20 protein-coding genes are annotated in these 22783 nt (G+C 68.0%); 10 read left to right on the top strand and 10 right to left on the bottom strand.

The window, feature by feature from the left end; genetic code table 11:
- Positions 1–77 precede the first annotated feature (77 nt).
- The 9 genes from serS (at position 78) to argC (ending at position 9659) form a co-directional block, all read left to right on the top strand.
- A complete protein-coding gene (gene serS / locus FHS98_RS10320) occupies positions 78–1358 on the top strand; it encodes a serine--tRNA ligase (protein WP_167103936.1) in 1281 nt (426 codons plus the stop codon).
- A gap of 2 nt (positions 1359–1360) precedes the next feature.
- A complete protein-coding gene (surE, locus tag FHS98_RS10315) occupies positions 1361–2119 on the top strand; it encodes a 5'/3'-nucleotidase SurE (RefSeq protein ID WP_167103933.1) in 759 nt (252 codons plus the stop codon).
- Between the two features lie 69 nt (positions 2120–2188).
- Positions 2189–3307 (top strand): peptidoglycan DD-metalloendopeptidase family protein, encoded by a 1119-nt coding sequence (locus FHS98_RS10310; protein WP_243847959.1) that lies wholly within the window; start codon positions 2189–2191, stop codon positions 3305–3307.
- Between the two features lie 10 nt (positions 3308–3317).
- A complete protein-coding gene (locus FHS98_RS10305) occupies positions 3318–4508 on the top strand; it encodes a GGDEF domain-containing protein (RefSeq protein WP_167103930.1) in 1191 nt (396 codons plus the stop codon).
- Between the two features lie 39 nt (positions 4509–4547).
- Positions 4548–5879: a 30S ribosomal protein S12 methylthiotransferase RimO gene (gene rimO, locus FHS98_RS10300; protein WP_167103927.1), complete on the top strand. Its 1332-nt coding sequence runs from the start codon at positions 4548–4550 to the stop codon at positions 5877–5879.
- 115 nt (positions 5880–5994) lie between these two features.
- Positions 5995–7395 carry a leucyl aminopeptidase family protein gene (locus FHS98_RS10295; protein WP_167103924.1) on the top strand — a complete coding sequence of 467 codons (1401 nt, stop codon included), beginning with the start codon at positions 5995–5997 and terminating at the stop codon, positions 7393–7395.
- Positions 7396–7532: 137 nt separating this feature from the next.
- The gene (locus tag FHS98_RS10290; protein WP_019833202.1) at positions 7533–7865 is read left to right on the top strand and encodes a MarR family winged helix-turn-helix transcriptional regulator; all 333 of its coding nucleotides are present in this window, start codon (positions 7533–7535) and stop codon (positions 7863–7865) included.
- A gap of 52 nt (positions 7866–7917) precedes the next feature.
- Positions 7918–8721 carry an NlpC/P60 family protein gene (locus FHS98_RS10285; RefSeq protein ID WP_167103921.1) on the top strand — a complete coding sequence of 268 codons (804 nt, stop codon included), beginning with the start codon at positions 7918–7920 and terminating at the stop codon, positions 8719–8721.
- Complete coding sequence (gene argC, locus FHS98_RS10280) at positions 8718–9659, top strand: N-acetyl-gamma-glutamyl-phosphate reductase (RefSeq protein WP_167103918.1); 942 nt, start codon at positions 8718–8720, stop codon at positions 9657–9659. Before FHS98_RS10285 ends, argC begins: the two co-directional genes overlap by 4 nt.
- 41 nt (positions 9660–9700) lie before the next feature.
- Here the strand turns inward: argC and FHS98_RS10275 are convergent, their stop codons facing one another.
- The 9 genes from FHS98_RS10275 to FHS98_RS10235 form a co-directional block, all read right to left on the bottom strand.
- On the bottom strand, positions 9701–10093 hold the full coding sequence (locus FHS98_RS10275) for a GtrA family protein (RefSeq protein WP_167103915.1): 393 nt from the start codon (positions 10091–10093) through the stop codon (positions 9701–9703).
- On the bottom strand, positions 10090–11073 hold the full coding sequence (locus FHS98_RS10270) for a glycosyltransferase family 2 protein (RefSeq protein WP_167103912.1): 984 nt from the start codon (positions 11071–11073) through the stop codon (positions 10090–10092). The genes FHS98_RS10275 and FHS98_RS10270 overlap by 4 nt, the downstream gene beginning before the upstream one ends.
- The gene (locus tag FHS98_RS10265; protein ID WP_167103909.1) at positions 11070–12002 is read right to left on the bottom strand and encodes an NAD-dependent epimerase/dehydratase family protein; all 933 of its coding nucleotides are present in this window, start codon (positions 12000–12002) and stop codon (positions 11070–11072) included. The genes FHS98_RS10270 and FHS98_RS10265 overlap by 4 nt, the downstream gene beginning before the upstream one ends.
- A 22-nt stretch (positions 12003–12024) precedes the next feature.
- Positions 12025–13248: a DegT/DnrJ/EryC1/StrS family aminotransferase gene (locus FHS98_RS10260; protein ID WP_167103906.1), complete on the bottom strand. Its 1224-nt coding sequence runs from the start codon at positions 13246–13248 to the stop codon at positions 12025–12027.
- Positions 13239–14372, bottom strand: coding sequence for a CDP-glucose 4,6-dehydratase (gene rfbG, locus FHS98_RS10255; RefSeq protein WP_167103903.1), 1134 nt, complete (start codon positions 14370–14372; stop codon positions 13239–13241). Before rfbG ends, FHS98_RS10260 begins: the two co-directional genes overlap by 10 nt.
- Positions 14365–15177, bottom strand: a complete 813-nt coding sequence (gene rfbF / locus FHS98_RS10250) for a glucose-1-phosphate cytidylyltransferase (protein WP_167103900.1) — start codon at positions 15175–15177, stop codon at positions 14365–14367. Before rfbF ends, rfbG begins: the two co-directional genes overlap by 8 nt.
- A 142-nt stretch (positions 15178–15319) precedes the next feature.
- Positions 15320–16864, bottom strand: a complete 1545-nt coding sequence (locus FHS98_RS10245) for a glycosyltransferase family 39 protein (RefSeq protein ID WP_167103897.1) — start codon at positions 16862–16864, stop codon at positions 15320–15322.
- A 56-nt stretch (positions 16865–16920) separates the two neighbouring features.
- Positions 16921–18105: a glycosyltransferase family 4 protein gene (locus FHS98_RS10240; protein ID WP_167103894.1), complete on the bottom strand. Its 1185-nt coding sequence runs from the start codon at positions 18103–18105 to the stop codon at positions 16921–16923.
- Complete coding sequence (locus FHS98_RS10235; RefSeq protein WP_167103891.1) at positions 18102–18980, bottom strand: hypothetical protein; 879 nt, start codon at positions 18978–18980, stop codon at positions 18102–18104. The genes FHS98_RS10240 and FHS98_RS10235 overlap by 4 nt, the downstream gene beginning before the upstream one ends.
- Before the next feature lie 134 nt (positions 18981–19114).
- Between FHS98_RS10235 and FHS98_RS10230 the strand changes: the two genes are divergently transcribed.
- Positions 19115–20521 (top strand): lipopolysaccharide biosynthesis protein, encoded by a 1407-nt coding sequence (locus tag FHS98_RS10230; RefSeq protein ID WP_243847957.1) that lies wholly within the window; start codon positions 19115–19117, stop codon positions 20519–20521.
- On the opposite strand, the gene FHS98_RS10225 is transcribed toward FHS98_RS10230, so the two are convergent.
- The gene (locus FHS98_RS10225) at positions 20487–22748 is read right to left on the bottom strand and encodes a GumC family protein (RefSeq protein WP_167103885.1); all 2262 of its coding nucleotides are present in this window, start codon (positions 22746–22748) and stop codon (positions 20487–20489) included. The genes FHS98_RS10230 and FHS98_RS10225 overlap by 35 nt on opposite strands.
- Positions 22749–22783: the final 35 nt, after the last annotated feature.

Genomic DNA, 22783 nt, shown 5'->3' with positions numbered 1-22783 from the left:
ATATGGGCGTGCATCGGATAAACGCGACCGCCGGGTGAGGGTTGCGAAGGCGGCGGCCTCCCGCCATAGCCCGTGCCATGCATGACATTCGCCTGCTCCGCGACGATCCCGCCGCCTTCGCTGCCGAGATGCAGCGCCGTGGCACCGCCTTTGACGCCGACGCCTTCACCGCGCTCGACGCCGACCGCCGGCACGCGGCGCTGTCGGTCGAAACCGCCCAGGCAGAGCGCAATCGGCTGTCGAAAGAGATCGGCAAGGCGTTCTCCACCGGCGATCGCGCCGGCGGCGAGGCGATGCAGGCCGAAGTCGCGCGCCTCAAGCAGGTGATCGCCGATGGCGAGACGCAGGAAGCCGCCATCGCAGAGCAGCTCAACGCCCGCCTCGCAGAGATCCCGAACCGCGCCGCCGCCAACGTGCCTCAGGGCGCGGACGAGAACGACAATGTCCTCGTCTCCCATTGGGGCGAGCCGGAAGCGCCGGCCTTCACGCCGCGCGAGCACGACGATCTCGGCCGCGCGCTGGGCATGGACTTCGACGCCGCCGGTTCGGTGTCGGGCGCGCGCTTCGTCTATCTCAAGGGCCAGATCGCCCGCCTCAACCGCGCGCTGGGCCAGTTCATGCTGGATCACCAGACGCAGCGGCACGGCTATATCGAGGTGGCGCCTCCGCTCCTCGTCCGCACCGAGGCGATGTTCGGCACCGGCCAGCTCCCCAAGTTCGCCGAGGACTTGTTCCAGACGACCGACGGCCGCTGGCTGATCCCGACCGCCGAGGTGAGCCTCACCAACTATGTGCGCGACCAGATCCTCTCCGAGCAGGAGCTGCCGCTGCGCATGACGGCGCTCACCAACTGCTTCCGGGCCGAGGCCGGCGCGGCCGGGCGCGACACGCGCGGTATCATCCGCCAGCACCAGTTCGAGAAGGTCGAACTGGTCTCGATCGTCACCCCCGAACAGTCCGAGGACGAGCATGAGCGGATGACCCGCGCGGCCGAAACCGTGCTGGAGGCACTCGGCCTGCCCTATCGCCGGATGCTGCTCTGCACGGGCGACATGGGCTTCTCGGCGGCACGGACCTATGATCTGGAGGTGTGGCTGCCCGGCCAGCAGCGCTATCGCGAAATCTCGTCCTGTTCGAACTGCACGGATTTCCAGGCGCGCCGCATGAACACGCGCTTCCGCCCGGCGAGGGAGACCAAGGGCACGCGCTTCGTCCACACGCTGAACGGCTCGGGCCTCGCCGTCGGCCGCACGCTGGTCGCGGTGATGGAGAATTACCAGACCGCCGATGGCGCGGTGCGGATTCCCGAAGTGCTGCGCCCCTATCTGGGCGGGCTTGAGGCGATCGAGCCGGCCTGACGGTGCGCATCCTCGTCACCAACGACGATGGCATCCACGCGCGCGGCCTGGGCGTCGCGGAGACGATCGCGCGCCGGTTCAGCGACGACATCTGGGTGGTGGCACCGGCGGAGGAGCAATCGGGCGCGGGGCACTCGCTGACGCTCACCCGGCCACTCCGCCTGCGCCAGCATGGCGAGCGGCGCTTCTCGGTGACAGGCACGCCCACCGACGCGGTGATGATGGCGCTGCTGGAGGTGCTCGACGGCCCGCCGGACCTGATCCTCTCCGGCGTCAACCGCGGCGCCAATCTGGGCGAGGACGTGACCTATTCGGGCACCGTCTCGGCCGCCATGGAGGGCGCGCTGGCGGGCATCCGCTCGGTCGCCCTGAGCCAGGTCCATGCCCGGCAGGCAGCCGGCGAGGATGTCTCCTTCGCCGTCGCGGAGGCGTGGGGCGAGCGCGCGATCCGTCCGCTGCTCGATACGCCGTTCGCGCCGGGAATGCTGGTCAACATCAACTTCCCGGCGCTTCCACCCGAAGAAGTGAAGGGCATCCGCGTCGTGGAGCAAGGCATTCGCGACTATGGACGGGCGCGCATGGTCCGCCACACCGATCCGCGCGGATTTCCCTATTACTGGCTGCACTTCGGCGGGATCGTTTACACCGCGGCTCAGGATACCGATCTGGAGGCGATCGCGGGCGGCCATGTCACCGTGACGCCGCTCCACCTCGATCTCACCTATCGCGAGGCGTTGTCATCCCTTGCCGCAAGCTATTGACCACGCGTCTCTTGGCAGCGCCCCTTTCCACCAGTAAGGCACCGCGAGAATAGCTGCGGGGTTTGGGGCATGACGGCGCGTTCCGGTCGTTGGGTAATGGCGATCGCGCTTCTCGCGACCAGCGGCTGCATCCCGCGCGGCGCTCCGCCGGAGTCCTACGGCGACAAGGGCGGCACGCCCCCGCCCTCCTCACGCTCGACACGCCCTCTCTCGACCGAACTGCCGGCTTCCCGTCGCGGGCATATCCGCACCGTCGACATCCCGAGTTCGGTCAAGCAGCCGACGCCTTCGTGGCTGACACGGCAGGTGACCGCGGACGCCAGGACCATCCCCGATTCGACCTATGTCGTGAAATCCGGCGACACGATCCGCTCGATCGGCAACCAGACCGGCGCGGGATCGGAAGCCATCGCCCGCGCCAACAACATCCCCGCGCCGTTCGTGGTGCGTACCGGGCAACGCCTGAAGATACCGGGCGGCCGCTATCACATCGTCCGCGAGGGGCAGAGCGGCATCGCCATCGCGCGCGCCTATGGCATCGAATGGTCCCGGATCGCGGACCTGAACGACCTCCAGCCGCCTTATGTGCTGCGCAACGGCCAGCGGCTCCTGCTGCCGAGCGCGCCGGAAACCGCGCAGATGACGGTCGAGCAGCGCGCCCATGCCTTCAGCCTCGATATCGACGATCTGGCGACCGGCTCCGAGCCCGCCATCGCGACCGACGCCGCGCCGAAGGCGCCGACCGCGACGCCCAGGAAGCCGCTCCACACCGATGTCGCCATCGCCGAGCCGCACGCTTTCTCGGGCAAGTTCGACTGGCCGCTCTCGGGCCAGATCATCGGCCGCTTCGGCCCGTCGGGGGACGGCCGCCGCAACGACGGCATCAACATCGCCGCCAACCGGGGCGATCCGATCCGGGCGGCGGCGGATGGCGTGGTGGCCTATGCGGGCTCCGCCATCGCCGTCTATGGCGGCCTGATCCTCATCAAGCATGGCGATGGCTGGATCACCGCTTACGGTCATGCCGAGCAGATTCTCGTGACGCGCGGCCAGTCCGTTCATCGCGGCGACGTGATCGCGCGCGCCGGCGCGACCGGCTCGGTGAACAAGCCGCAGCTCCATTTCGAGATCCGCGACAAGCGGACGCCCGTCGATCCGCTGCGCTACCTGCCCGCCGCCCGCGAATAGGGCCGGACCATTGGGGGCGGAGGATATTCAGGCGAGCGTCGTCATCTCGGTGGCGATGCTGGTCATCAGCCTCGTGCTGGGCACGGCGATGGCGATCGGCTGGGCCTGCTTCGGACGGCCACGTCATGCGCTGAGCTGGTCGATCGCCTACTTCCTCTACGGGATCGAGATTCTCGCCGTCGCGGTGGGCACCGCCCGGCCGAGCCTCTATCCCATTCTGGAAATGGTGGAGTTCGCCTGCATCCTCGCGGCGGCCTCGCTGGTGGCGATCGGGGCACGACAGCGGGCGAAACTCGACAGCCGGGCGCGCGGCATCGGCATCGCCTTCGCCACCGTGTTCATCGTCTACGAGGCTTTACGCCACAGCGTGCATCCCTGGTGGCTGTCGGCGACCGACGGGCTCTTCACCTCGGTGATGCTGGGCATCGCGATCGCCGCCATCCGCCCCCGCGATCGGGAACCGGAGGCCGCAGAATGGGCCACCATGACCACGCTCGCGGTGTTCGTGCTGTTCGAGCTGCTGCTCGTCTTCCTCGATATGAAGGGCCGTCTCCACCCGGAAGACCATCGGCTGGCGAGCTTCTTCATGGACTTCTACCTCGCCGGCCTGACGCCGGTGTTCGTCGCCAACGGCGTGGCGGCCAATCTGCTCATCGCGTCCGATCTGGCGGCGAAGCTCCGCACTCTGGCCGCGAGCGATGGATTGACCGGCGTGTTCAACCGGCGCGGATTTCATGAGGCGGCGGTCCGTGCCGTTTCGAACGGGCGCCGGCATCGTCAGCCGATCGCGATCGCCCTGGTCGATATCGATCATTTCAAGAGCATCAACGACCGTTTCGGCCATACCGCCGGCGACCGGACGCTGCGCTTCATCGCGCGGAGCCTGTCCCGTGCGCTGCGCAAGGGCGATCTGGTGGGCCGCATCGGCGGCGAGGAATTTGCCCTGCTGCTGGTGAACAGCAGCGCGGAAGAGGCTGTCGAGGTGATGGACCGCGTCCGCGCGGGCATTGCGGCGGGGTTCCTCAACGAGGATATGCCCGTGCCCGTCACCGCCAGCTTCGGTGTCACCTCGGTGGAACTCGGCGGCGGAGCGGCGGAAGACATGCTGGCCCAGGCGCTCGACCAGGCCGACCGGGCGCTGTACCGCTCCAAGATCGAGGGCCGCAACCGCACGACGCTCGCGCTTTTGACCGAGGCCTAGTAAAATGTGCCGCGTTGCACTATGTGCGCGGCCGCTCCCATGACCATAGAACTCCCCTCCCCGCCGAAGATCGGCATGGTATCGCTTGGCTGTCCGAAGAACCTCGTCGACAGCGAGCGCATCCTCACCAAGCTCCGCTCGGATGGCTACGCCATGTCCGGCGACTATGCGGGCGCGGACGTCGTGCTCGTCAACACCTGCGGCTTCCTCGATTCCGCCAAGGAAGAGAGCCTCGAAGCGATTGGCGAGGCGATCGCGGAGAATGGCCGCGTCATCGTCACCGGCTGCATGGGCAAGGAAGCCGAGCTGATCCGCGAGCGCTTCCCGGACGTGCTCGCCGTCACCGGCGCGCATCAATATGAGCAGGTGGTCGGCGCGGTGCATGAGGCGGCACCCGTCGTCGCCTCGCCCTATCTCGATCTGGTGCCCGAGCGTGACCTCAAGCTCACGCCCAAGCACTACAGCTATCTGAAGATCTCGGAAGGCTGCAACCACCGCTGCTCCTTCTGCATCATCCCGAGCCTGCGCGGCGATCTCGTCAGCCGCCGCCCGGATGCGATCCTGCGCGAGGCGGAGAAGCTCGTCGCGGCGGGCACGAAGGAACTGCTGGTCATCAGCCAGGACACCTCGGCCTATGGCGTCGACCTGCGCCACGCCTCCTATCCGCTGAAGTCCGGCGGCGAGGTGCGCGCGCACATGACCGACCTCGCGCGCGAGCTGGGCAAGCTCGATGCGTGGGTGCGCCTGCATTATGTCTATCCCTATCCGCATGTGGATCATGTGATCCCGCTGATGGCGGAGGGGCTGGTGCTCCCCTATCTCGACATCCCCTTCCAGCACGCGTCGCCCAAGGTGCTGCGCGCCATGAAGCGCCCCGGCAACGACGCCAAGGTGCTGGAGCGCATCAAGAACTGGCGGACGATCGCCCCGGACATCGCGATCCGCTCGACCTTCGTGGTCGGTTTCCCCGGAGAAACGGAGGAGGACTTCCAGTATCTCCTCGACTGGCTCGACGAAGCCCAGCTCGATCGCGTCGGCGCGTTCCGTTTCGAGCCGGTCGAGGGCGCAGCGGCGAACGACCTGCCCGATCCGGTGCCCGAAGAGGTGAAGGAAGAGCGTTATCAGCGCATCATGGAGAAGACGGCCGCGATCTCGGCCGCCAAGCTCCAGGCCAAGATCGGCCGCACGCTCGATGTCATCATCGACGCGGTGGACGAAGATGGCGGCGCGACCGGCCGCTCCAAGGCGGATGCGCCCGAGATCGACGGCGAGGTCTTCCTCCGCGACGCGGGCCACCTCAAGGCGGGCGACATCGTCCGTGTCGAGGTGGAGGATGCCGACGAGCACGATCTCTACGGCGTGCCGGCCTGACATCGGCGATCACCCCTTCGAGGTGATGCGAAAGGGTGCCCACCCTCCACCGGGCAGCCGCCGGAATCCGCCACTTCCGGGTGACGCGCGCGCCGTCCCGTTGTAGGTTGGCGTCATGACTGATTTTGCCTCGCTGCTTCAGGCCGATCGCGGCCAGCCCGCCCATGTCCTCCATCTCGTGCATCCGGGCGGCTTCGAGGAATGGTTGAACGCGCAGCCGGAACGTATCCGCGCGGCCGCAGCGGCGGCTGGTTTCCGGGGCAAGCCCGGCGAGTTCGCTTTCGTTCCCGGCAACAAGGCCGACGAATGGGCCGGTGTGGTCGGAATGCCGGAGAAGCCTGGCCCCTGGGATCTGGCCGCAGCGGTCGCGAAATTGCCGGACGGCACGTTCCGCCTTTCCGAGGGGACGCCGGGCGTAACCGCGCTCGGCTGGCTGCTCGCCCAGCATCGCTTCGATCGCTATCGCAAGGATGCCGATCCGGCGAAGCGCCGCGTGCTGCTCACCCCCGAGGCGGCGCGGATCGACGAGACGGTTGCGATTGCCTCGGCGGTCGCGCTCGTCCGCGATCTGGTCGATACGCCCGCCAACGACATGGGGCCGGCCAATCTCCAGGCGGCCGCCGAGGATATCGCCAACCGGCATGGCGCCAGCACCCGTGTCATCCGGGGCGATGCGCTGGAGCATGACTACCCGATGGTCGCCGCCGTCGGCCGTGCCGCCGCGACCGCGCGGGGGCCGCGCCTCATCGAGTTGGAATGGGGCGATCCGGGCCATCCGCGTGTCGCCATCGTCGGCAAGGGCGTGTGCTTCGATTCCGGCGGGCTCGACATCAAGCCCGCATCGGGAATGCGGATCATGAAGAAGGATATGGGCGGCGCGGCGCACGCGCTGGCGCTGGCGGACCTCATCATGGGCGCGAAGCTGCCGGTGCGGCTCCATCTCCTCATCCCGGCGGTCGAGAACGCCATTGCGGGCGACGCGATGCGGCCGGGCGACATCCTCATCTCGCGCAAGGGGCTGAGCGTCGAGATCGCCAATACCGATGCAGAAGGCCGCCTGATCCTCGCGGATGCACTCACTCGGGCGGCGGAAGGCGAAGGCGGTGTCCGTCCCGACCTGATCCTCGATTTCGCGACGCTCACCGGCGCCGCCCGTGTCGCCTTGGGGCCGGACCTTCCCGCGATGTTCGCCAATGACGAGGCGATCGCCACCGCCCTCCTCTCCGCCGGCGAGGAGAGCGCCGACCCGCTGTGGCGCCTGCCGCTCTGGGCCGGCTATCGCGACATGCTGAAGTCCGACGTGGCGGACCTCAACAATGCCCCCGAGGGCGGCTTCGCGGGCAGCATCACGGCGGCGCTCTTCCTCGAAAAGTTCGTGCCCGCGGACATTCCCTGGGCGCATTTCGACACCTTCGCCTGGATGCCGTCCGCCAAGCCGGGCCGTCCGAAAGGCGGGGAAGCGCTGGGCCTGCGCGCCGCGTGGAGCATGTTGCGCCGCCGTTATGGGGGCGGCTGACGGGCTTGCCCAAAATCCTTTTCGAACGGCAAGGAAACGATCGGCGCTTTCGCGTGTTTCTGATATGATCCGGCGGCAGGGGTCGCGGGACTATACGGGACATCCGAAGCGTGAAGAACGAACCGCTCAGCACATGGATGGAGGCACTGGTCGCCTACGTCCGGTCGGGCCAGCCGGACCTCACCAACCGCCAGATGGCGCTCCTGCTGCTCGTCTATCGAACCAGCGGCCCCCATACGGTGCGAGGCCTGGCCGGGACACTCGGCGTATCGAAACCGGTCGTCACACGCGCCTTGAATACGCTGGGCCGCCTCGGCTATCTGCGCCGCGAACGTGACGAACGCGATCGTCGCAACATCTTCGTGACACGCACCAGCCTGGGAGCGGAATTCCTTGAAGGCTTCAAAGCCCTCATCGCCGGCAAGGAGCGCCGCCGGCCTCAGCCAGTCTCCCACGCCACGCACGCCTGAGAGGTTCAGTCTTGCGGGCCCGTCGCTGCGCCTCGACCCGCGCGTCCATGCCGTGCGCAAGGATATCGCAGACGTCGCGCTGGCGGATCGGGTGTTCGCGCCACATTATGCGCGTCCGCTGATCCATGGTTGCACGGCCGCCGCGACACCGATGCGGGCCGCGCCCGGCCATGGCGCGACTGCGGTATCCGAACTGCTGAAAGGCGAAGGCTTCGCCGTCATCGACAGCAGCGGGGACTGGGCGTGGGGCTACAGCCTGCACGACGGCTATGTGGGCTATGTCGCGATCGATGCGCTCGGCCTCGCGCTGGAGCCGACCCACATCGTCTCGCAACCCGCCGCGCTCGTCTTCGCCGCACCGGACATCAAGTCTCCGGTGGTGGAGTGGCTGCCCATGGGCGCCCGGCTCGCCGTGACCGGGGAGGATGGCCGCTTCCTCGCCGTCGCCAACGGCTTCGTCCACCAGCGTCACGTCGCCCCGCTGGGCGAGGCCGCGCCCGATTATGTCGAAGTCGCCACCCGGCTGACCGGCACGCCCTATCGCTGGGGCGGACGGTCTGGCGACGGGATCGACTGCTCCGGCCTCGTGCAGCTCGCGCTCGCCTTCGCCGGCATCGCCGCGCCGCGCGATTCCGATCAGCAGGCCGCGGCGCTTGGCGAGGCGCTGGCCGAGGGCAGCACGCTCCGACGAGGCGATTTCGTCTTCCTGCCCGGCCATGTTGGCATGATGGCGGACGATACCCATCTGCTCCACGCCAACGCCCACTGGATGCGGGTGGTGACGGAGCCCCTTCAGGACGTATTAGCGCGCCAGCCCGAAGGTAAGGACATCACGGCGCTTCGGAGACTGGGATGACTGTACGCGTGTTCGTCGACGGCGGGGCCGGCACCACGGGGATCGAGATCGTCGATCGCCTCTCGGGCCGCCGCGACGTGACGCTGAGCCTGCTGCCGGACGATCGCCGCAAGGATGCAGGCGCGCGCGCCGACGCGCTGGCGGCCGCCGACATCGCGATCCTCTGCCTGCCCGATGATGCCGCCCGCGAGGCGGTTGCGCTGGCGGACGGCCTCTCCACCCGCTTCATCGACGCATCGACCGCGCACCGCACCGCCGAGGGCTGGACCTACGGCTTCGCGGAGATCGAGCCCGAGCGCCGCGATGAGCTGCGCGCCGCCCGTTTCGTCTCCAATCCGGGCTGCTATCCGACCGGTTTTCTGGCGCTCGTCCGCCCGCTGGTCCGCGAAGGGCTGCTGAGCGCGGAGACGCCGCTCAGCGTCAATGCCGCTTCGGGCTATTCGGGCGGCGGCAAGGCCATGATCGCCGAGTTCGAGGCCGGCGCCGCGCCGACCGCCTTCCGCCCCTACGGCCTCTCCCTCGCGCATAAGCATGTGCCGGAGATGCAACGTCATTCGGGCCTTGCCGTCCCGCCGATCTTCGCGCCGTCGGTGGTCAGCACCTATCGCGGCATGATCGTGGAAGTGCCGCTCCATCTGTCGCAACTCGCGAGCGGCGCGACGGTCGAACAGGTCCACGCCGCGATCGCGGAGAGCTATGCGGGCTCGCCGCTCGTCAGCGTCGCTTCGCTGGAGGAGAGCGCCGCCCTGGGCACGCTTTCGATCGAGCATGTCGGAGATACGGACCGCCTCGCCCTGTTCGTCTTCGCCAATCCGAAGACGGGGCATATCCGCCTCGCCGCCGCGCTCGACAATCTCGGCAAGGGCGCGAGCGGGGCGGCCGTGCAGAACCTCAACCTGATGGCCGGCCTGCCCGAGACGGAAGGCCTGCGGATCTGATCCGTCTGGAGCGGGCGCCCTCTCCGGCGGGCGCCCCTCCCTCAGCCTGTCGCGGCGGCGGCTCTGCGAAACACCAGCCAGCGCGAGAGCGAGAAGTTCAGCACCACCGTTCCGCAGATGGCGACTGCCTTGGCGGGCAGCGACCCCAGTTGCGGTGCCAGCGTCCACAGCACCGCCGTCGACAGCGCCAGCCCCGCACAGCACATCAGGGCGAAGCGAAGCGCCTGCCCGCCGGCCGGCTCCTCCCGCGCGGCGAAGGTCCAGCTTCGATGAAGCAGGAAGGCCAGCACCGCCGACAGCGGGAAGGAGATCATGTTCGCCAGCCGGGGATCGAGCCCGCCTGCCACCAGCATCGCGAAGATCAACGCGTCGGTGAGCGTCGCCAGGCCGCCCACGACGAGGAAGCGCAGCACCTGCCCGGCGGCGACCTTCACGGCGACGCCTCTTCTCCGATCCGCGACGGCACGACATTGAGTGCCACCTCCACGAGCGGTGACGGACGATGCTTCGCCTGCATGAAAACGCGGCCGAGATATTCGCCGATGATGCCGAGGAAGAGCGCGTTGAGCGTGATCGACATCAGGAGGAGCAGCGTCGTGGTGGCGAAACCCGCCGGCCAGCCCGCTCCCAATGTCAGCCGTAGGAGCAGATAGACGAAGATCAGCAGGAAGGTGATGCTGCCCACGAACAGCCCCACGGCCGACGCGATCCTGAGCGGCAGTAGCGAGTGGTTGAGCAGCCCGTCCACCGCGAGCGCGATCATCTGCCGCAGGGGGAATTTGCTCTGCCCGGCCGTGCGGATACCCCGATCATAGGGGATGCCGACCTGCGAAAAGCCCATCGAACCGATGAGACCCCGCAGATAGGGCGAAGTGTCCTGGACATGACGCAGCTCATCGAGGATGCATCGATCGACCAGTCGGAACTCACCCGCATCGACCGGCAGATCGTCCTCGCTCAGCGCGGCGATGAGGCGGTAGAAGGCTCGCCGTGCAAAGGCGGTGCCCGCTCGATCGCGAAGCGAACGGCGGATGCCGTAGACCACCTGATGCCCCTCCCGCCAGCGCGCCAGCATCCGGGGGATCAGTTCGGGCGGGTCTTGAAGATCGCAATCGAGCTGGATCGCGCAGGCGCCGTCCGCATTCTTGTAACCCACCAGCAGCGAACGCTGATAACCATAGTTCCGCGCGAGGCGGATCACCCGCACCCTGGCGTCTCGCGCGGCGATCCCGGCCAGGATCGGGAATGTCCGGTCGGTCGAATGATTGTCGGTGAAGATGATCTCATAATCATAGCCGGGCAGGCCGGCGAAGACGTCCACAATGGCCTGGTAGCAGCGCTCGACGGTCTCCTCCTCCTGATAGACGGGGACGAGCACGGACACGCGCGCCGGAATGGGTTCGATGGCGTTCATGCGGCTTCCGCCACGCGCCCGCGACGCATGTCCCCGATAAGCGCGGCGAGCCCCTCGTCGAGGCCGATCCGGGGGCTCCAGCCGGTGAGCGCCTTCATGCGATCGGTGGCGAGGTGCAGCGTCACCGGATCGGCCTGCGGTGCGCGGAGGAGATGGTCGGTGCCGGTTCCCGCCAGTCGGGCGATGCGCTCGGCAAGCTCGGCCACACCGACGGTCCGGCCCGAACCGACGTTGACGATCGTGCCACCCGCCAGCGCCGCCTCCGGGAGCCGGCAAAGCGCAGCGACGGCATCTTCGACATGGATCAGATCACGGCGATCCAGCGGCCGGTGGATCGTGAAGGGCCGGCGCGAAAGGCAGGCCGACACCAGCCCCGGCACGAGGAAATCCGTCGCCTGCCCCACCCCATAGACCAACGCCAGCCGAGCAGTCACGAGCGGGAACGGCAATGCGGGCGCCATCGCCCCCGCATAGTGGGTGCCAGCGACCATGGCGGCTGCGTAGCCCGTGCTGGGCTGCTCGCGCTGCTCTTCGCGGAAAGGCGTGCGTGTCTCGCCATATTCCGCGATGGAACCGGTGCGTAGGAAGAAGCGCGGAGGCGGAGAGCTGTCGGCAGCCTCCTCCACCAGCGTCAGCAGGTCCACAAGATCGCCCACCAAGGCCACCGCACTGGCGAGGCTTCGGTCGTGTCGCCGTGCGGTGCTACAGGCGAGATGATAGATATGCGTCGGCCGTGCCTCGTCGAGGCAGGCGCGGAGAGCACCACGGTCTCCGATCGCCAGCCGATGCACGCGGATCACGGGGAGGATATCCTCCAGCCGCCCCGCATCGGTTTCGGGCCGGAGCAGGACATGAACCTCCTGCCCCTCCTCCGCACAGCGCCGCGTCAGATGCGAGCCGACGAACCCCGCCGCCCCGGTGATGAGCACGCGCCTGCCTGTCGAGGCCGGATCAGGCGGCGCAAGCGGCATGGCTCGATCGGGACGAGGCGCGGCGGTCTGCGAAGGACCGGAAGCTCCGGTGCATATGGGCGATCTGCGCCTCATCCAGGCCATGGTGGCAGGCAAGCAGGATGCCGCCCCGCATCACCGCGTCTGCGATCGGATATCCTTCCGGCGCGGCCCGATGGCGGACATTCGCCATGGCCGGCTGGCGCAGAACATTGCCGGTGAAGACTGGCCGGGTCTGGATGTCATGCTCTTCCATCCACATCTGCATCTCGCGCCGCGTGAAGGGCGCCCCGTCCCGGATGGTGAGCGGGAAGGCCAGCCATCCGCTCCGTGCCGTCTCCAGCGGGCGAGGCAGGATGAACCAGTCCTCATAGTCGGCGAAGAAGGCCTGCTGACGTTCGACATGCTCGATGCGGCGGCGGATATTGTCCTCCAGACGATCGAGCTGGACGAGGCCGAAGGCCGCGCCCATCTCCGACGGTTCGAGATTATAGCCCAGCGCTTCGAACACGAACTTCGCATCATAGGGGATGCCGTCCACCGCGATGTCGAACCGCGCCTCGGCCGCTTCGGAATCCACGAACAGCGAGGAGGTCCGCCCCCAGGAGCGCAACAGCCTGGCCCGCCGCGCCAGCTCGTCGTCACGCACGCAGATCATGCCGCCATTGCCCGCCGCGTTGATGACGTGCGAGCCGTAGAAGCTGGTCGTGCTGATCTCGGACCGGGCGCCCGTGCTCCGGCCATCCAGCGTCGCACCCAGCGTATCGGCGCTGTCCTCCACCACCGCCAGCCCATGATGGTCCGCGATGGCGCGGATGCGGTCCCAGTCGGGCAGATTGCCGATCAGCGAAGGGATCATCATCGCCCGTGTGTTCGGGCCGATCATCGCCTCGATCCGCCCGGCATCGATATTGTAGGTGCCCTCCTCCACGTCGACGAAGGCCGGCACGAGCCGATGCCGCACGATCGGCGCGACGGTGGTGGCGAAGGTGAGCGCCGGCGTGATGATCTCGCTGCCCTCGGGGAGGCCGAGCAATTCGATCGCCAGATGATTGGCGGAGGAGCCCGAATTGACCATGACGCCGTGGCGCTTGTCGAACAAGGCGGACACCCGCGTCTCCATCGCGCGCACCCGCTCGCCCATCTGGGTCGAGCCGCGCAGCACGCTCACCACGGCGTCGATCTCCGCTTCGGAATGGACGCTCTGTCCGTAGTTCACGCGCATCGGCGGAGCCCCTCCCTGCCGATCGAGGAACGGGGTTCGAGATAGGCGGCGAGTTGTGCGCGGCTGATCTCCCGCATGTCCGCCCCGCCGCGCAGATAAGCGGCATACCATTCGGCGGTGAGGCCAAGCGTCCGCTCCACCGTCAGCCGGGGCGACCAGCCCAGTTCCGCATGGGCCTTGCTGCTGTCGAGCCTGAGCACGCTTGCCTCGTGCGGCGCGTCGATCTCTGCCCCGAAGCGGATCGGCAGATCGAGTTCGCGCGAACAGGCCATGATCGCCCGCGCCAGCGTCTCGACATCGACCGTCTGCTCCCCCGAAGGTCCGAAATTCCAGGCACCGGCAAAGGACGCTCCGTCGCTCGACAGAAGCCGGGTGGCCAGCAGCAGATAACCGGAGAGCGCCTCCAGCACATGCTGCCACGGGCGGATGCTGCGCGGGTTGCGGATGAAGAGCGGCAGCTTGTTGCTGGCCGCCCGCACGATGTCGGGCACCAGCCGGTCCTCCGCCCAGTCGCCTCCACCGATGACGTTGCCCGCGCGGGCCGTCGCCAGTTGCGGACCTGCGGGATCGGCGAACCACAGCCGGCGATAGCATTCCGCTACCAGCTCGGCGCAGGCCTTGGAGGCGCTATAGGGGTCGGTGCCGCCCAACCGGTCGGTCTCGCGATAGGACCAGTTCCAGCCGCGATTTTCGTAGCATTTGTCGCTGGTGACGACGACGACGGCCTTGAGCGACGGCATCGCCCGCGCAACGTCGAGGACGTTGGCCGTGCCGGTGACGTTGGTGGCGAAGGTCTCCGCCGGGAAGCGGTGGGAACGCCGCACGATCGGCTGCGCAGCGAGGTGGAAGACCAGCTCCGCGTCGACGCCGCTCGCCGCCCGCCCCAACGCCTCGGGATCGCGGATATCGGCGAAACGGCCGTCGATCAGCCTGTCGAGGCCGACCGCTTCGTAGAAGGAAGGCTTCGTCGGCGGCGGGAGGGAGATGCCCACCACCTGCGCACCCATATGCTCCAGCCAGAGGCACAGCCAGCCGCCCTTGAAGCCGCTATGCCCCGTGACGAGCACCCTGCGTCCGGCGAGCATCTCGGCCAGCCGGTCATCCTCGCCCGGCGCCTCAGGCATAGATCATCGGGCGGACAACAGGATCGGAGCGCTGCTCGAACCGGAGCCAGGGCGGCGTACCCTCGGCGCAGAGCCGCTCCAACTGCTCGCGGTCGCGCACCGTGTCCATCGGGTGCCAGAAGCCCTTGTGCTTGAACGCGAAGAGCTGGCCATCGGCCGCCAGCCGGGCGAGCGGCGATTGTTCCAGCGGTTCATGGTCCCCTTCGAGATAATCGAACACGCCGGGCTCGAAGACGAAGAAACCGCCGTTGATCCACGTCTCGTAATTCTGGACCTTCTCGGTGAAGGCCGCGACGCGATCGCCCTTCGCCAGCTCCAGATTGCCGAAGCGCGCGGGCGGCTGCACCGCCGTCACCGTGGCGAGCCCGCCATGCGCGCGGTGGAACGCCAGCAGCGCGTCGATGTCGATATTCCCCACGCCATCGGAGTAGGTGACCATGAAGGTCTCGTCGCCGATCCAGTCCCGCAGGCGAAGCAGGCGGCCGCCCGTCATCGTCGCCTCGCCGGTGTCGACCACCGACACGTTCCACTCCATCTTGCGGCAGGGGCGCAGGTTCATCCGCCCGGTGCCGAGCCTGACCGTGAAATCATTGTTCATGAGATGAAGGTTGTTGAAAAACGCCTTCATCATCATGCACTTGTAGCCGCAGGCGACGATGAAATCATGCTGGCCCCAATGGTCGTAGATATCCATGACATGGAGCATGATCGGTCGCCCGCCGACCTCGACCATGGGCTTGGGAATCCGCACCGTCTCTTCGGAAAGCCGGGATCCCAGTCCCCCTGCCAGAAGCACCGTTTGCATGGTGTCCCCCCGACCAATCGGCCGGCGGCGTGCCGGCTGGAGGAAGGATAGCGCGTTCGCCGGCCCCGCCGCCCTGCGCAGGGGAATTAGTGCCCGGCCCCGTAGGCAACTATACCATCGGCGTCATGCTCACCCGAAAGGTCTACGGCATCGGAGCAACGGGGGCGGACCCGACAACGGGGCGGATGAAGAGCTGCATCTGCGGATACCCCGTCACCACCTCGGCATAGCCACGGGAGCGCGCATAGGCGACGAAGGCCGGGTCGAGCACCGCCTCGCGCCCCGTGACGATCGCGGCGGGGGGATCGGCGTCGAGGAAAGTTGGAAGGGCTCCCGGCGATGTCGTTGTGAAGAAGCGCCGGTCGGCGGGCGCGATATAGTCCGCGACCCGATAGATGAAGGGGCCTGCCTCGAACTCCCGATAAAGGGGAAGCCGCCCTTCCAGCGGCAGGATCGGCTGCAACGTCACCACCTTCCCCCGTTCGCCTCTGGCTGCGAGTTCCGTGCGGATGCGCTCTCCCTCGGCATGGATCTTCGTCCCCGTCCAGCGCGATGGATGCGCGATCGCGGTCATGTGAGGCAGAAGCCTTGGCGTGATGAGCCCCAGCGCCAGCACCGATACGCCCACCAGCAGCGGCCGCAGACGATGCCGGACGGGCTCATCCATCTCCCCATACAGCATGATGGCGAGCAGCAGCACGAAGGGCACGGGCGGCTCATAATATTGGGGGAAGGCCGGCGTCGGCACGAAGGAGAGCGGCGCCGCGATGCCGATGATCGCGATCAGGAAGAGAACCGGCCAGCGGAACAGCCGAGTTGGATCATGCCGCCGGATGATCCAGCCGAAACTCAGCGCCAGCACGCTGGACAGCAAGCCCGAACTCAACAGCCAGACGCTTCCCGCCAGGGCCAGCTTCTCCCCGAGGCTCATCACCTTGGGCGCCGTGGAATGCTCCCAATAAGCGAGATGCCCGCCGGTGAAATAGCGCACGGTATGCGCAAGCAGCATCTGCGGATCGCTCGCCCCGACGATAAGGATCGGAAGCCCTCCCGACACCCCGCCCGCCAGCAGCGGCAGCAGCACCCGCCGGATGCGGTCGACGGGCGTCAGGCCGCGCGGCACGATCATCGCCGCGATCACCACGGGGGGAAGAAGCATCACATAGCTGATCTTCAGCAAGATCGCGCCGCCCACCGCGCATCCGGCGAGGAAGACGAGCCATGGCCGCACCCGCCCGCCATCGAGCGCGAGGATGAAGCAATGCGCGCCCAGCAGGGCGAAGGGGACGGGCAGGAAATTGTTGGTGGTCACCATCCCCGCCGGCCCGAGCAGCGTCCCCGCCCCCAGCACGAGCATCGCGACCAGCAGCATGGCCGGCCCGCCTCGGTAATGGCGGACGATCAGCCACCAAGCCCCTGCCGTCGCCAGCCAGCAGCCGAAGATCAGCAAGCGCCCTGCCAGCAGGAGGGAGGTCGTGCCCGTCACCGCATAGATGCCGCCGAGAAGCAGCGGCAGCCCCGGCAGATGGTTGTAGCCGACCACGCCGTAGAGCGGTTCGTGAAAGATCAGTCGCGCGGCGGAGACATGGATCTGCTCGTCATGCGAGAGGGGATAGGTCATGACGCGGCCGAACAGGCCGACAAGCAGCAGCACGGCCAGAGCCCAGGCCGCGATCCGCAAAGCCACGGCCCGGCCGGCATTCGCCGTCCCCGGCGCTCGGGCAACGACCCCCACGGAGGCCATCAGCGCCCCTCCCCGCCCGATGCCGTCGCCCCCATCCGGCCTCCGACCAGCAAATCCTGATATTGCGCCATGATCGCATCGGCATGTTTCGCCTCGCCGAACCGTTCACCGGCATCCGCGCGCGCCGCATCCGCGATGGCGGTCCGGCGAGCGGGATCGGACAGCAGACGGAGGCACGCCGCCGCCAGCCCTTCGGCGTCCTCGGACGGCACCAGCAGCCCGGTCACCCCGTCACGGATCGCCTCGACATTGCCCCCCGATGCCGTCGCCACCACCGGCGTGCCGACCAGCATCGCCTCGATCAGCGTCCGTCCGAAGGGCTCGTCGATCGCCGGCACCATCAGCAGGTCGCATCCGGCCAGCCATTGTGCGCCCGGCGTCTGAAAGCCGAGGAAGTGGAGCCGGTCGCCCATCCCCCGCTCCGCCGCCAATGCGTGGACACGCTCCAGCATATCGTCGAGCGCCTCGCCGAGCATGACGCCGCGTATGTCCCGATCCGGCGCCAGCCGCCGAAGCGCCGCCATCGCCTTCACGAAAAGCAGCGGCCGCTTGCGATCGATCAGCGCACCGGAAAAGGCCACCATGCGCGTATCCGGCCCGGCGCCCGGCAACAGCGCCAGCACGGCTTGTCTCGAAGCCTCACGGTCGTAGCGGGTCTGCGTATCGAACGGGCTCGGGATGATCCGGGTGCGGGAGGCGGCCGAATACCAGCCGGGTTCCGGCGCGGCGAAGCGTGAGACGGTTGCCACCCGGTCCGCCAGCACAGGCGCGACGAACCGCAACCCGGCTGCACGGGGCGATCCGCGGTGGTGCCAGAACAGCCGCGCGCCAGCGAGTTTCGTCGGCAAGGCCCAGGTCGCCAGCGTCCGCCCATCGTTGCAATGGACGATCCCGATCCCGCGCTGCCGGAGGAAGCGCGCGAGGCGCGGCACGGACGACAGCAAACGGAGCGCGGTCGCGGGGCCGATCGGCCGGCCATGCTCCAGAGCGGGTGTGACCGGACCCACTTCGCAGGAGAGCCCCGCCCCCGCGAACAGATCGGCGATCGCGCCTTCTCCGTGCTGAAGCAGGATGAGCGGCCGGAAACGCTGCGGATCGAGCCCGCGGATCAACCCGAGCGCGGAGATGTGGCTCCCCCCCACAAGCTCACCGACGAACGGGAAGCAGATCGTCGCCGGCATCATGATGCCTCCATCCTCCGGAACGGCAGCGGCGCCCACAGCGCCAGCCGCTCGACCTCCGATCCGCCGCCGATCCTGTCCACCACCAGCAACCGCCGCCCGTCGGGCGCCACGCGGAACAGCGTCGCGACATTGGCGGCGCCGTTGGTCCGCGCCACCAGCAACCAGGCACCGGGGCCGGAAAGATAGCTCACCACATTGGCGAAACCGCGCCGAAGCGTCGTCTCGTCGAAATAGCCGCGATTGAGGATATTGGCGGCGCGGATGAAATCGAACCGCTCGATAAAATGACCGGTACGGCTGAAGATATCGTTCTTCTCGATGCGGATGTCCGCCCGGTTCCGCAGTCTGGGGCTCAGAAGCTGGAGCGGGCGGAGCGATCCGTCATGTTCGTGCAGCCGGCGATGCACCCGATCCTCGCACAGGAAATGGAGAAGGCCGCGCACAAGGATCATGCCGGTGACATAGTCCGCGCGCCGGCCCCATGCCCGGATCGCCTTGCCGAACAGCTCATATTGCAGCGGATGCCCGTTCTCGTCGACGAGCGCACGCAGCCACGGCGTCACCTGCATGAGATAGCCGGTCAGCGACAGGTCCGTCCCCACGATCCGCGCCGACTGCCCGGCGGCGTGCAGCCGGTCGCTCAAATCCAGCGTGGTGCTGCCCGACGAGACGCCGATGTCGAGCACCTCCCCCAGCCTGACGCCCATCTCGTCGAAATGGCGCACGCAGCAATCGTCGAGGTCGTGGAAGCGATGGCTCGCCGTCCGCTTGAAGGTGTTGTTGTAGGTCTTGAGATCCGTGAAGAAGCGGTCCTCCACGTCCGGCGTCAGGCGCGCGGGATCGAGCGAAAAGAATTTGGTTGCCGTGATCGCCATGACCACCCTCCCGCGATTTTGTAACCGCGCGAGGCCTTCGCGGGCGCGAGGAATTTCGGATTACGACGGCTGACAGGCTGCACCCGGCGCGCATGACGGCCCATCGATTTCATACGGGCCAGAAGGGGCGAATGATGACCGATGGGGATATCGGCGCCGGGCAGGTTCGTTCCAGCCATCCGTCGGGGCGAGCCTTCGCCGCCCTTCGCCACCATCGGGTCCGTTCGGTCGGCCATCTGCTGACCGGCACCTCCGCCACCGTATGCCTCAGTCTGCTGTCGATCGCGCTTGCCGCCCGTGCGCTGGGGCCGAAGGATTATGGCGTGCTGGCCCTGATCCTGACGCTGGGGCAGGCCTGCGAGCGGTTGCTGAGCTTCCAGTCGTGGCAACCCCTGATCCGCTATGGCGCGACGCTGGACCCGCAATCACAGCGCGACGATCTGCGCTCGCTCTACAAGTTCGGGCTGATGCTGGACGGCATGGGAAGCACCGGCGCGTGGGCCGTCGCGAGCCTTCTCTCTGTCGCGGCGCATTTCGTGTTCGGCATCGGCTGGGCGGCGGTGGGGACGGCGCTCATCTACATGGTCTCGCTCCTGTTCAACATGAACGGGACCGCGACCGCCATCTTCCGGCTGACCGGCCGCTTCCGCATCATCGCGCGGCTTCAGGTCATCACCGCTCTTGCCCGCCTTGCCGCGAGCGCGCTGGCGTTCGTTCTGGGCGCCGGCCTGCCCGGCTTCGTGATCGTGTGGGCGGCGACGCAGATCCTCGGTACGCTGCTCAACATCCTCGTCGGTATGCGGACGCTCCATCGCGAGGGGACCACGCGCATCCTCCGCGCAAGCCTCACCGGCATGTCCAGCCGCTTCCCGGACCTCTGGCGCTTCACCTGGGGCGCCAATTTCTCGCTCACCATCTGGGCGAGCGCGCAACAGCTCGACACGCTGATCGTGGGCTGGCTGGCGGACCCCGCCTCGGCCGGCATGTTCCACATCGCCAAGCGGGTGAGCCGCGTCGTGCAGCAGGTCGGGAGCCAGGTCGAGGCCGTGGTCTATCCCGATCTCAGCCGGATGTGGGCGGCCGGACAGCGCAAGAGCTTCCTCCGCCTCATCCTCCAGACCGAACTGGTGCTGGCGAGCTTCGGCGCGGCCTGCTTCCTCGGCGCGCTTCTATTGGGCGGATGGGCGATCGAGATGGCCGCCGGCGCCCGCTTCGCCGCTGCCGGGCCGCTGCTGACCGTCCAGATCTTCGCGGTGGCGCTCACCATCAGCGGGGCGGCGAGCCGGGCGGCGCTGTTGGCGATGGGAAGGCAACCGGCCGTCCTGCGCACCGTGCTCGCGGCGGCGGCGACCTTCTACGGGCTGGTGGCGCCACTCATCTATCTGTTGGGGGCGATGGGCGCGAACATGGCTCATGTGCTGTTCGGCACGGTGTGGCTTGCCGGCCTGACGCTCTCCCTGCGGCGAGGGCTGAGGGAGGAGCGTACCGTCACCGCGGGCGCCGTCCTCACGCGAGATGCAGCGCCTCGGCCGTCCGGCTGATGCCCCGGCGGAAGCGGCGACGCATGCGGCGGAGCCAGCCCCAGCGCCCCCGATCCGGCTCTGGATCATAATAGGCCATCGACTGCGCGACATGGTGGATCGCGTCGCCATAGCGGCGATTGGCGTGAACCTCATAATCGACCCTGTTGAGCACGGCGCCCGTCACCGGCCGATCGAAGATATCCATGGCGGCGGCCGCCGCCTCGGGGCTGGTCCGCCCCCAGCGCAGCACCAGCAGCGTCGCGTCGGCATGGTCCGACAGCGTCTTGGCGTCGCGGACCGGCAGGATCGGCGGCGCGTTGAGGATCACCAGCTCGAAGCGCTGGCGCAGTTGATCCAGCAGCTCCGGCAGGCGGGGCGAGGCGATGAGCGCGCCCGGATCGGCCGCCGACTCGCCCACGCCGATCACCGCGAAATGCTGCTCGTCCTCCGCGATCGCGAGTTCGTCGACATGCGCCCGATCGGCGAGATAGGCGACGACACCCGCGCCATTCGGCACCGGCAGCGTGTTCGAGCCCGTGGATTCCGGCCGGCGCAGATCGAAATCGACCACGACCGCATGGCGACCGATCACCGCCGCCGCCGCGCCCAGGCTGGCGGCGATGGTGTTCTTGCCCTCGTCTTCCAGCGGCGAAGTCACGACGACGATCTTCGGCCCGTCCTTCTCGATACGGGATTCCAGCTCGATCAGCAGGTTGCGCATCGCCTCGGCGAAGCGGGAGCGCGGCCGGCCGGCGACGATCGAATGCACCGGCCCCTCATCGTCCTCCATCTCCGGGATCATCGCGAGGGTCGGGATGCCGAGCAGGCGCTGCACCTGTTCGGAGGTCCGCAGCTTGGTGTCCATCGCCTCGATCACGAACGCCAGCAGCGTACCGAGCGCCAGCGCCGCGACGAAGGTGACCGCCAGCACGCGCTTGGGCAGCGGATAGCTCGGCTCGTCCGGCACCGGCGCGCGGGAGATGCGGGTGATGTCCGGGTCGAGATCGGGCGTCTGGCCGATCTTGGCGTTCAACTGGTTGAGCAGCGTCGTATAGAGCGTGTTGACCGCATCCGAATTGCGTTCGAGCGCGCGGAGCGGCACGGCCGTGGTGTCGTCGTTGAACGAGCGGCTGCGCAGCCCTGCGATCGCCGCACTGAGCGAGCCGGATCGCGCCTGGCTGGCCGAGGCCTGACTGTTCAGATCCGCCGTGAGGCGCGCCGTTTCCTGATCGATGCGGGCACGCAGCGCCGTCAGCTCGGCCTGCGTCTTGGCGACGTCGGGATAGCCGGGGCCGTAGAAGCTGGTGAGCTCACCGAGCTTGCGGGTGAGGAGCGCCTCCTGTCCGCGCAGATCGGTCAGCAACACCGACGAGGCCGAGACGCCGCCGTCAGGCATCACGGCAGGCGCGGCCTTGCGCGCATCCGAAGCGGTATCCGCCTGCGCCTGTGCCAGAAGACCCGCGATCTGCGTCGCCTGAAGCGAGCCGCTGTCCTCCGGGCGGGAGTTCATGAGGCCATGCTGCTTGCGATAGGATGCCGCCGCCATGTCCGCATTCTGGAGGTAGCCGCGCACTTCCTTCACCCGTTCGGAAAGCGCCTTGATCTCCTGCGAACGGGTCTCGTTCGCGTCGTCGATCTGGCCGCGGATGTATGTGTCGACCAGCCGGTTCGCGATGCGCGCCGCCTTGACGGGATCGGCCGAGGACGCGGTGATGCTGATGACGTTGGAGCGCCCGTCCCGCGCCACGCTGAGATGCGCCATCAGATGATCGGTCACCGCCTCGGAACGCGCGCGCTCCGCCGCGAGCGCCTTCTGGCTGGGCGAGAGCGCGACCGTCACGCCGGGTTGCAGGAAGCTCAGGAAGCGATCGACGAAGCCCGGCCCGCCAAGGCCCGGTGCGAATTCGGGATCGTGGGACAGTTGCAGGCTCTCGGCCGTCTGCCGCGCCAGCGAGCGCGACTGGAGAAGCTCCACCCGCGTCTGGATCGCCGTTTCCTCGTTCGGGCTCGGCGCGAGCGTCGGCGCGCCGGGGGCGGACTGCACATTCTGGTCGGGCGGCGGCACCATCACGGTGGTGGTGCTGCTGTAGATCGGCTGGGTCTGCGACAGATAGAGCATGGTCAGCAGCACGACCGCCGCCACCACCAGCAGGATCAGCCACCGCCGCCGCCGGATGATCCTGAGCGAGTCCGCGATCCCCAGATAACCGGTTCGCGTGCCCGGCTGCTGGTGCGCGCCCCGCATCGTATATGCCTGACCGTCAAGGCCTTGCCCTGGCA

This window comes from Sphingomonas oligoaromativorans (genome assembly GCF_011762195.1).
GTDB classification, from domain to species: Bacteria; Pseudomonadota; Alphaproteobacteria; order Sphingomonadales; family Sphingomonadaceae; genus Solisphingomonas; species Solisphingomonas oligoaromativorans.
Note: the sequence above shows the minus strand (reverse complement) of the source record. Positions and strands in the feature narration are given on the sequence as shown.